The following is an 8634-nucleotide window of genomic DNA, read 5'->3' as shown; positions in this document are numbered from 1 at the left end:
GGTGGAGCTGGGCCCGGTCGAGCGCCACGGCGCGGCGGGCCCCGGCCTCAGCGTCTACTTCCGCGACCCGGACGGCTCGCTCCTGGAATTCATCACCTATCCGACCGCGTGAGGTCAGCCCCGGCTCTCGGCCAGCGCCTGGTTGGTCTGCTCCAGCCGCAGCGCCAGCACCCGCATCAGCGCGATGCTGATCTGGGGGAACTGCGCCAGCAGCTCCAGGAACACGCCCCGGTCGATCCGCAACGCCGTCACCGCGGTCTCCGCCGTCACGGTGGCGGAGCGGGGCTGGTCGGCCAGGATGCCCATCTCTCCGACCAGGGCGTCCTGCCCGAGCAGCGCCAGCCGGACCGGGCCGGCCGGCCCGTCGATGCTCACCTCGGCGCTGCCCATCAGGATCACGTAGGCGGCATCGGCCACGTCGCCCCGAGCGAAGAAGCGTTGGCCCGGCTCGAAATGCACGCGCTCGCTGGTGAAGGCCAGGAGCTTCAGGCGCGCCGGCTCCACCTCGCGGAACAGCGGCACCTGCCGCAGGGAGGAAACCTCGGTGTCGAGGGTCATGCACTGGCTCCGCGACGGGCTTCACGCCCTCGCGGGCATGGGTGGTACTGATGAGAGGGCCGGACCGGCCGACGACATATCCATGCGGTTCATCAAGCCCTTGTCCAGTCCCACGCCCGATGCAATCCGCACGGTCCAGTACCTGATCGTCGGCCTACTGACGATTGCATGCGCCGGCCTGGCGAATCCCGGCGCCGCCCAGGCGCGCCTGGTTCAGGCCGACCTCGCCAGGGTGGCGGCCGCCCCTCTGCCCGGAGCCCGGGCACCGCTCTCGGTGCCGGTGACGGACGCGCGGACCGGGCGCACCACCACGCTGGGCGAGGCTTTGGGCGGGCGCACCACCCTCCTGCTGCCGGTGGATTACACCTGCTGGAACGTCTGCGACCCGATGCTGTCCATGGCCGCCGACGCGCTGGCCGCGACCGGCCTCCCCGCGGACCAGTACGCGTGGGTGCTCGTCGGGATCGATCCCCGCGACGACGCCGCGGCCGCGCGTCGCATGCTGCAAGAGACGCTCGGGCCGCGCGCGGCCGGCGCCACGCCGCTGCTCGTCACCGATGCCGCCCTCGCCCGGCTGACCGGAGCACTGGGTTACACGGCCGTCTACGATCCCGGGACCGACAGCTTCGCCCATCCCGCCGCCGCGATGCTGCTGACCGGCGACGGCCGGGTGGCGCGGGTGCTCTCGCCCCTGGCGCTGACCGGCCGGGACCTCCGGCTCGCCCTGACGGAGGCCGGCGAGGGGCGGGTCGGCGGCCTGGCCGACCGTCTGGCGCTGCTGTGCTACGGCTACGATGCCGTACGCGGCCTCTACACGCCGCTGGTCCAGCGCATCCTGACCGTGGCGGGCCTCGCCACGATCTTGGGGATCGGCCTCCTCATCGTCGGCCTGTCTCGGAAGTCGCGGGCGAGGCCCGGCTGACGGTGGACGGCCTCAGCGCTTCGTCGAAAGACCCTGCTCCCCCGGGCCCGGCGCCTCACGCTTCAGGCTGGCATTGAGATGGGGCGAATCCACCGGCTCCTCACGGGTGGTCGGCGTCGGCGAATCCTCGGGGGCCGGCATCGGCGGGAGCGGCGGCGTATTCGGCTTCACGGCTGGCTCGGATCCGGCCGCGTCCTTGACCATGTTGCGGTTCGTCACTGGCGGAAACCTCTCCTCGAAAGCCTGCGGCGTGGGAACCGGGCGCAGCCGCGCGAGAGTAGGCCCGCCCCGGGCCGGTCCGCAGCGGGCGCCTGCGGAGAAACGCGCAGATCAACCGGGGATCAACGCCGCACACAGCCGGCGGTTGCCGCCAAGCTTAGCTTTGCCAAACTTGGCTACGTCTCATGACAGGAACCTTGGTTATTGCTGAAGGTTGTTGCGGGGTGAAGCGAAGCCTGAGGAGGAACTGATGGCATCCGGAAATTCAACCTCGAAGCGGGGCTTTGCCTCGATGGACCTGTCGCGGCAGCGCGAGATCGCCAGCAAAGGCGGACGCAGCGTGCCGGCCGAGAAGCGCTCCTTCTCGCAGGACCGCGAACTGGCCTCGAACGCCGGTCGCAAGGGTGGGCAGTCCACGGGGACCGGCCGCGCCGAGTGACGCACCGAACCGATCGAGTCGCGTAACGGCGCCGCGTCCCCAGGACCGGCGCCGTCCTTGTTTTTGGACCGATGGGCTCACGTTATCGCTACGGGTCACGGAGGTGGAAGATCCATCTCCCGGGCATGATATCCTGCCCCTATTACTCGCCGTCATCCCGGGCTCCGCTGCGCGGCCCCGGGATGACCGCGTGTCGCGGCACGGATCGGGCCTATATGAGAAGACGATTTAGCCTTCCGCCGTGAGCAGAGATAAAAACTCCAACCCGTCGATCCCATAGAGATCGTTGCGAGAGTTCAGACACCAGAAGCCCCGCCGGAACGACGGGGCTTCTGGTGTCTCGCAGCTGAACCGATCAGGTGCTCAGGAGATGCAGCGGCCCGGAACCATGCGGCGGGCTTCGGGGCCGACCAGGGAGCTGAGCGCCGTCTCGCAACCCTCGCGGACCAAACGACGCGGCTGCTGCGGCTGCTTCAGGATCGGCCGGATGCCGATCTCCTGCCCTTCCTCGGCGACCGGGCCCGAACGGCCGTCGACGCGCTGCACACCGGCGACCCGCGTCGGGCTGAGGGCCAGGGAGGCCGGGCGCATGCCCGGAAGCGGCGCGTGGACGGCGGAGGCCGCGGCCGTGAGCACCGGCGGCGTCCAACGGTCGGCGGTCTCACGCACCACCGGCTGGATCAGCACGGTGAGAAGAGCCGCGGGAGCACTCACGCCCAGAATGAAACCCGACCGCAGCATCGCCCCGACCTCATCATGAGAGCTTGACAGGATGTTTTCATAACGCGGTCTGCAATTGCAGGTTCCACAACTGTCCCGTCTCTGTGGGCACTGAGTATTCGTTCGCGTTCAGGATGTTGGTGCGACGGCGCACCCCCGCCATCCACAACCGTCCCATGTGCTGAAAAAGTCACGTTCGCCTAAAAAGCGTATTTGCCGGAACCTCCCAGCGCGGCACTCGTTCTATCGACACCCGGCCATTCTGGTCCTCCCCGCATTCCCCTTGTGCATCGGCCGGAACCTTTTCGACGGGCTGGAGCCATCTCCAGCCCGTTTTTTTGCGCGCGGCCGGCTAGGGACACGACACGAGACGCGGCAAACAAAAACCCCGGCTTGCGCCGGGGCTTGATCGGGATGGTCTTGCGAGTCGGGCCCGTCAGTCCGGAAGCGGCGGGCCGCCCCCCGGTTATCGTATCGGGCCGACTTTCTGGGTCAGGCCGACTTGGCTTCCCGGCGGCGCGCCGTCTGCTGAAAGAACAGCGCCTGGCTGATCACCGCGGAGACGTTCGCCGGCTGGAACGGCTTGGCGATGAGGAAGGCCGGCTCCGGCCGCTCGCCGGTGAGGAAGCGCTCCGGGTAGGCGGTGATGAAGATCACCGGGACCTCGAAGGTCTTCAGCAGGTCGTTCACCGCGTCGAGGCCCGAGGAGCCGTCGGCGAGCTGGATGTCGGCCAGGATCAGGCCGGGACGCTTGCCCTCGCCGGCGATCTTGATCGCCTCGGTGCGGGTGCGGGCGACGCCGATGACGTTGTGGCCGAGGCCTTCGACCAGAGCCTCGAGGTCCATGGCGATGAGCGGCTCGTCCTCGATGATGAGGATCTCGGTGGCCATGTCGGCGGCGAGCTCGCGCCCGGCCTCGTCCACCAGGTCGCGGACCTCGGAGACGTCGACGGCCAGGATGATCGCGGCGTCCTCTTCCGAGAAGCCCTCGAGGCAGGAGAGCAGGAAGGCCTGGCGCGGCAGCGGTGTGATCTGGCCGAGGCGGACTTCGGCCGGGAGGTCGTGCTGGACCTGCTCGCTGCGCCCGTTCACCGACAGGGAATTCCAGATCCGGGTGAACACCCGGAACAGGTCGGCCTTGATGTTGGTGCTGCGGCCGAGCGTATCCGGCTCGTTGACGAGGGTTTCCAGGGTGGCCGCGACATAGGCGTCGCCCGCCACTTGGCTCCCCGTGAGCGCCCGAGCGTAGCGGCGCAGGTACGGCAGGTGCTGTACCACGAGTTGCGATGTCGACATTCGATCCCCTGTGCCTCGCCGTGTTGCCCGGCCGCGATGCCTCGGTCCTCGACCGAGGTCGTGCCGGGGCCGGCTTGTATCCTGCGCAGCCTACCGCCCAACGCGGAGGCCCGCACTCCGTTCCGCCCCCAGCGGAACCGATCCGGCGGGCGGGCGTTGCAGCCGCAGCCATGGCGTATGTCGAGCCGCAGTACAATGCGGCCCAGCGGACTTCGGCAACAAGGGGCGTGTGAATGGCGGATCAGGGTAAGGATGCGGACCCCCGTGCGGGCGATCCGTATGCTGGCACCGCCGCAGAGCCCACGGCCCATCCCGCATCGCGTCAACCCGGGGAGTCCCAGGGTGTGGCCGCATCCGCCGCGGCACGCGCCGCCGGGGGCGGCCTGAGCGACCAGACCCGCAACCGCATCGCCGCGCAGCTGCGCGCGATGTACGATACGGTCGCCCTGCAGCCGGTGCCCGACCGGTTCGCCGAACTCATCGCGAAGCTGGACGGCGGCGAGCGCGAGAAGGCCTGAGCCCGAGACGGCGGATCCTGTGGATCCTGGCATCTCCGCGATGAAAAAGCCGCCGTCGAGGACGGCGGCTCTCTCCAAGTCTATCGTCAGCCCGGCGCCAGCGCCGGCCCCTACGATCGCTTTACAATGTCGGCGAACGGCCGCGCATCAGGCCGACGACGGCCGAGATCGCGAACAGGACGATCGCCACGAAGAACACAAGCTTGGCAGCTTCCATGGCGGTGCCGGCAATACCACCGAAACCGAGCAGAGCGGCGACCAGAGCCACGACGAGGAAAGTTACGGCCCAACCGAGCATTGTGCGTATCCTTTGAAAGGTCCGGCGCGGGCGGCCGCGTCGTTCTGGACTCAAAAACGCCAAGGTTCGGTTCTGGTTCCGCGCACTTGACAAAGCGGCCGGGTTTCGTCTCGCTGGCGGACCGCCCCGCGACGATTGGGTGACGGAACGGGAGTCAGACGGTCGCGTTCGCTGTAAGGTCACTAGGTCCGAACCGGGATCCGAGATGCTGCAAGCTGCAAAGAGAGCCGTTCGATCCAAGCTCGCCGCCCTGGCGGCGCGTGTCACCGAGATTGTCGATGGTGCCGCCGACGCGGCGCGCGCGGCCGCACTCGGCCTCGGCGTGGCGCCGGCCCCCGTACCGGTCCCCGTGCGCGTCCGATCCGGCCGGTCGCATCGCGTGGGCTGAAGCCCGCACGCCCTGAGGAACGGCCCTCTCCGGGACCGTTGTCCTCAGGGAAGCCCCCACGGCCGCTGCGCCCGATTGCGCAGCGCTCACGCGCAGCCGTAGAACCACCGCCGGGACGGAACGGGGTGGCGATGACGGTCGAGGACGAGAGCGGGCCGCGCGTCGAGCGGTCCCTGCCCGAGAGTGGGCGCATGGAGCGCGTGGCGCCGCTGATCCGGCGGCGGATCGCCCCGAACGGCGGCCCCTTCACGGCGACCGGGACCTGCACCTACGTGGTCGGCCAGGACCGCGTCGCAATCATCGATCCCGGCCCCGACGACCCCGGCCACATCGCGGCGCTCCTGGACGACCTCGGCCCCGAGCGGGTCGAGGCCATCGTGGTCACCCACACGCATCGCGATCATTCGCCGGGCGCCCGCCTGCTGGCCGCCCGGACCGGGGCGCCGATCGTCGGCTGCGGCCCGCACCGGGCCGCCTGCGCGCTGCCCGAGGCGGACGCCCTGTTCTCGGGCGACCACGTGATGGCCTGGAACACCACGATCGTCGCGCCGCCGGACGGGGAGATGCGGGCCTACATGGCCTCGCTGGAGAAGCTGCGCGGCCGCACCGAGACGACCTACTGGCCGGGCCATGGCGGCCCGGTCCAGGAGCCCGCGCGGCTCGTCCGCTGCCTGATCGGCCACCGCCGCCAGCGGGAGGCGGCGATCCGCGCCCGGCTGGCCGCCGGGGACACGCGCATCCCGGAGGTGGTGGCGGCGATCTACCAGGGGCTCGATCCGCGGCTGAGGGGTGCGGCCGCCCTGTCGGTGTTCGCCCATCTCGAGGATCTGGTCGGGCGCGGGCTGGTCGCCTGCGACGGGCCGCCGCGGCTCGACGCGACCTACGCGCCGGCCTGACCCTACTTCACCGCCAGCGCCAGGTTGGCGACGTCGTCGAGGTAGGCGCGGATCCGGTCGGCGTTGGTCCCGAAGTCGCGCCCGCCGAGCCGCGAGGCCGAGCGCACGTCGATCCGGGCGCCGTCGGCCCGGGGGCGGATCCGCACGGTGACGTCGTCGGGCAGGTTCAGGATGAGGCCCCGGGCCACGGCCTCGATCCGGCCGTTGCCGGTGCGCCCCCCGGGGCGGCTGATGCAGGCGCACAATCCCGCCCAGGAAGGCATCGGGCTCCGGGCTCACGGGTCACGCAACTCGTGCGCGAGCCCGGCATCCGTGAGCAACCGGCGGGCCTGGGGCGCCCAATCACCCGGAACCATCAGGCGCTGACCGAACGCCCCGATCGAGCCTTCCATCACGCTCATGTGGGTGTCGGCCACCAGGACCGGGATCTCGGCAGCCTCGAGCACCGAGCGGGCAAAGCCGATCAGCACGGGATCATTCGCAGAAATCAGTACGATCATCGCAATTCTTCGAAGGATGCCGGTCGTCCGGCGCATTCGTCGCGTTCGCTGCGCATTCCCTTCGCACCATATCCTCCCTGCGCCGATGTTGCGGCGCCGCGAGGCGCGTGCGAAGGGATCGCCCGCCCCCTGCGGGGGAACCGGACTGGAGGTCGCGGATCTTGGGTATGGCCCTCTCCATCGAGAATCCGAAGCCCGAGACCGAGGCGGGGCTGAACGACCTCGTCGCGCTGGTGGCGGACGGCATGGCGCGGGTCAACACCACGATCCTGTCGCGCACCGGATCCGACGTGGCGATGATCCCGGAGGTGGCCAACCACCTGATCGCCAGCGGCGGCAAGCGCCTGCGCCCGATTCTCACGCTCGCCTGCGCCAAACTCTGCGGCTACGCCGGCGACGGCGACGTGAAGCTCGCCGCCAGCGTCGAGTTCATGCACACCGCGACCCTGCTGCATGACGACGTGGTCGACGAGAGCGACATGCGCCGCGGCCGCGTCGCCGCCCGGATTAAATGGGGCAACGAGGCCTCGGTGCTGGTCGGCGACTTTCTGCTGGGCCAGGCCTTCCGGATGATGGTCGAGGTCGGCTCCTTGCGGGCGCTCGACATCCTGTCCGCCGCCGCCACGGTGATCGCCGAGGGCGAGGTGATGCAGCTCACCAACGCCAAGAACCTCGAAACCGACGAAGCCGCCTACCTGGCGGTGATCCGCGGCAAGACCGCCGAGCTGTTCGCCGCCGCCTGCGAGGTCGGCCCCGTACTCGCCGGCCGGCCGGAGGCCGAGCAGGTCGCGGCCCGCGCTTACGGGATGAACCTCGGCATCGCCTTCCAGCTGATCGACGACGTGCTCGATTACGGCGGCACCTCGGCCGAACTCGGCAAGAATGTCGGCGACGATTTTCGCGAGGGCAAGATCACCCTGCCGATCGTGCTGGCCCACCGCCGGGCCAGCGAGGGCGAGCGCGGCTTCTGGCGTCGGACCCTGCAGCAGGGCGAGATCGGCGAAGACGACCTCGGTACGGCCCTCGACCTGCTGCAGCGCCACGGCGCCCTGGAGGAGACGGTGGCCCGCGCCCACCAGTACGGCGCCCAGGCGCGCGCCGCCCTCGACGTCTTCCCGGACGGACCGGTGAAGGCCGCGCTCAACGGCGCGGTGGATTTCTGCGTGGCCCGGGCGCGCTGAGGCGCATCGCTCAAGCGGCCTACCGGAGCGGAAGCCCCGCCGGGTGTGCCGTGAAGCTGCGCCGATAGGCGGTCGGGGTGACCCCGACGAGGCTGCGGAAGTGGCTGCGCAGGGCCGGCGCCGAGCCGAACCCCACAAGCCGGGCGATCTCGTCCACCGGGCGCCTCGTCTCCTCGAGCATCGTCCGCGCCTCCGCCAGCCGCTCGGCGACGAGCCAGGCCCCCGGCGCATGGCCGGTGGCGGCTCGGACGTGGCGGTGGAGGCTCCGCACGCTGAGACCGGCCTCGTGCGCCATCCGCTCGACCGTCCAGGCCGCGCCGAGGCTTTCGCGGACGCGATCGAACAGCAGCCCGAGCTTGGTGCCGGCGTGCTTCGGAACCGGCCGCTGCACGAACTGCGCCTGGCCGCCGTCGCGATGCGCGTGGACGACCATGCGGCGCGCGACCGTGTTGGCGACCTGCGCGCCGAAATCCATCCGCACCACGTGGAGGCAGAGATCGAGACCGGCCGCGCTGCCGGCCGAGGTCAGGATCGAGCCCGCGTCGACATACAGTACGTCGGCGGCGACCTGGACACCCGGGAAGGCGGCGAGCCGGTCGGTGAAGTGCCAATGCGTCGTGGCCCGGCGGCCCGCCAGCAGGCCGGCCTCGGCGAGTACGAAGGCGCCGGCGCAGATCGCGACGAGGCGCGCCCCCCGGG

At 70.4% G+C, this 8634-nt stretch carries 12 protein-coding genes and 2 pseudogenes; 6 read left to right on the top strand and 8 right to left on the bottom strand.

What is annotated here, in order from left to right; genetic code table 11:
- A pseudogene (locus FV228_RS34205) lies at positions 1-112 on the top strand (VOC family virulence protein); the annotation flags it as partial.
- Positions 113-114: 2 nt separating this feature from the next.
- On the opposite strand, the gene FV228_RS13600 reads toward FV228_RS34205, so the two are convergent.
- Positions 115-558: a Crp/Fnr family transcriptional regulator gene (locus tag FV228_RS13600; protein ID WP_147855109.1), complete on the bottom strand. Its 444-nt coding sequence runs from the start codon at positions 556-558 to the stop codon at positions 115-117.
- 82 nt (positions 559-640) lie between these two features.
- Between FV228_RS13600 and FV228_RS13595 the strand changes: the two genes are divergently transcribed.
- Positions 641-1480: an SCO family protein gene (locus FV228_RS13595; protein ID WP_187277734.1), complete on the top strand. Its 840-nt coding sequence runs from the start codon at positions 641-643 to the stop codon at positions 1478-1480.
- A 12-nt stretch (positions 1481-1492) separates the two neighbouring features.
- Here the strand turns inward: FV228_RS13595 and FV228_RS13590 are convergent, their stop codons facing one another.
- Positions 1493-1699 (bottom strand): hypothetical protein, encoded by a 207-nt coding sequence (locus FV228_RS13590; protein ID WP_147855108.1) that lies wholly within the window; start codon positions 1697-1699, stop codon positions 1493-1495.
- A 250-nt stretch (positions 1700-1949) separates the two neighbouring features.
- Between FV228_RS13590 and FV228_RS13585 the strand changes: the two genes are divergently transcribed.
- Positions 1950-2138: a KGG domain-containing protein gene (locus FV228_RS13585; protein ID WP_147855107.1), complete on the top strand. Its 189-nt coding sequence runs from the start codon at positions 1950-1952 to the stop codon at positions 2136-2138.
- Between the two features lie 363 nt (positions 2139-2501).
- Here FV228_RS13585 and FV228_RS13580 read toward each other — a convergent pair whose 3' ends face one another.
- Both FV228_RS13580 and FV228_RS13575 read right to left on the bottom strand, forming a co-directional pair.
- A complete protein-coding gene (locus FV228_RS13580; protein WP_147855106.1) occupies positions 2502-2879 on the bottom strand; it encodes a hypothetical protein in 378 nt (125 codons plus the stop codon).
- 471 nt (positions 2880-3350) lie between these two features.
- Positions 3351-4154 carry a response regulator gene (locus FV228_RS13575; protein WP_147855105.1) on the bottom strand — a complete coding sequence of 268 codons (804 nt, stop codon included), beginning with the start codon at positions 4152-4154 and terminating at the stop codon, positions 3351-3353.
- A gap of 344 nt (positions 4155-4498) precedes the next feature.
- Between FV228_RS13575 and FV228_RS34200 the strand changes: the two genes are divergently transcribed.
- Positions 4499-4672 (top strand): NepR family anti-sigma factor, encoded by a 174-nt coding sequence (locus FV228_RS34200; RefSeq protein ID WP_246693902.1) that lies wholly within the window; start codon positions 4499-4501, stop codon positions 4670-4672.
- Between the two features lie 121 nt (positions 4673-4793).
- Here FV228_RS34200 and FV228_RS13565 read toward each other — a convergent pair whose 3' ends face one another.
- On the bottom strand, positions 4794-4970 hold the full coding sequence (locus tag FV228_RS13565; RefSeq protein WP_007568853.1) for a DUF1328 domain-containing protein: 177 nt from the start codon (positions 4968-4970) through the stop codon (positions 4794-4796).
- 519 nt (positions 4971-5489) lie between these two features.
- Between FV228_RS13565 and FV228_RS13555 the strand changes: the two genes are divergently transcribed.
- Complete coding sequence (locus tag FV228_RS13555) at positions 5490-6254, top strand: MBL fold metallo-hydrolase (RefSeq protein WP_147855102.1); 765 nt, start codon at positions 5490-5492, stop codon at positions 6252-6254.
- A gap of 2 nt (positions 6255-6256) precedes the next feature.
- On the opposite strand, the pseudogene FV228_RS13550 reads toward FV228_RS13555, so the two are convergent.
- A pseudogene (locus tag FV228_RS13550) lies at positions 6257-6481 on the bottom strand (DUF1499 domain-containing protein); the annotation flags it as partial.
- 48 nt (positions 6482-6529) lie between these two features.
- Complete coding sequence (locus tag FV228_RS13545; protein WP_147855101.1) at positions 6530-6754, bottom strand: DUF2007 domain-containing protein; 225 nt, start codon at positions 6752-6754, stop codon at positions 6530-6532.
- A gap of 167 nt (positions 6755-6921) precedes the next feature.
- Here FV228_RS13545 and FV228_RS13540 point away from each other — a divergent pair, with 167 nt between their 5' ends.
- On the top strand, positions 6922-7935 hold the full coding sequence (locus FV228_RS13540) for a polyprenyl synthetase family protein (RefSeq protein ID WP_147855100.1): 1014 nt from the start codon (positions 6922-6924) through the stop codon (positions 7933-7935).
- Positions 7936-7954: 19 nt separating this feature from the next.
- Here the strand turns inward: FV228_RS13540 and FV228_RS13535 are convergent.
- A partial coding sequence (locus FV228_RS13535; RefSeq protein ID WP_147855099.1) for a helix-turn-helix domain-containing protein occupies positions 7955-8634 on the bottom strand: 680 nt, incomplete at its 5' end.

Source organism: Methylobacterium sp. WL18 (assembly GCF_008040015.1).
GTDB lineage: Bacteria > Pseudomonadota > Alphaproteobacteria > Rhizobiales > Beijerinckiaceae > Methylobacterium > Methylobacterium mesophilicum.
This window is presented reverse-complemented; position numbering and strand designations above follow the sequence as displayed.

Excerpts from the sequence above, each read along its gene's own strand:
- FV228_RS13545 (WP_147855101.1), bottom strand. The coding sequence starts at position 6,754 with ATGATCGTACTGATTTCTGCGAATGATCCCGTGCTGATCGGCTTTGCC.
- FV228_RS13585 (WP_147855107.1), top strand. The coding sequence starts at position 1,950 with ATGGCATCCGGAAATTCAACCTCGAAGCGGGGCTTTGCCTCGATGGAC.
- FV228_RS13555 (WP_147855102.1), top strand. The coding sequence starts at position 5,490 with ATGACGGTCGAGGACGAGAGCGGGCCGCGCGTCGAGCGGTCCCTGCCC.
- FV228_RS13595 (WP_187277734.1), top strand. The coding sequence starts at position 641 with ATGCGGTTCATCAAGCCCTTGTCCAGTCCCACGCCCGATGCAATCCGC.
- FV228_RS13600 (WP_147855109.1), bottom strand. The coding sequence starts at position 558 with ATGACCCTCGACACCGAGGTTTCCTCCCTGCGGCAGGTGCCGCTGTTC.
- FV228_RS13540 (WP_147855100.1), top strand. The coding sequence starts at position 6,922 with ATGGCCCTCTCCATCGAGAATCCGAAGCCCGAGACCGAGGCGGGGCTG.
- FV228_RS13580 (WP_147855106.1), bottom strand. The coding sequence starts at position 2,879 with ATGCTGCGGTCGGGTTTCATTCTGGGCGTGAGTGCTCCCGCGGCTCTT.
- FV228_RS13565 (WP_007568853.1), bottom strand. The coding sequence starts at position 4,970 with ATGCTCGGTTGGGCCGTAACTTTCCTCGTCGTGGCTCTGGTCGCCGCT.
- FV228_RS13575 (WP_147855105.1), bottom strand. The coding sequence starts at position 4,154 with ATGTCGACATCGCAACTCGTGGTACAGCACCTGCCGTACCTGCGCCGC.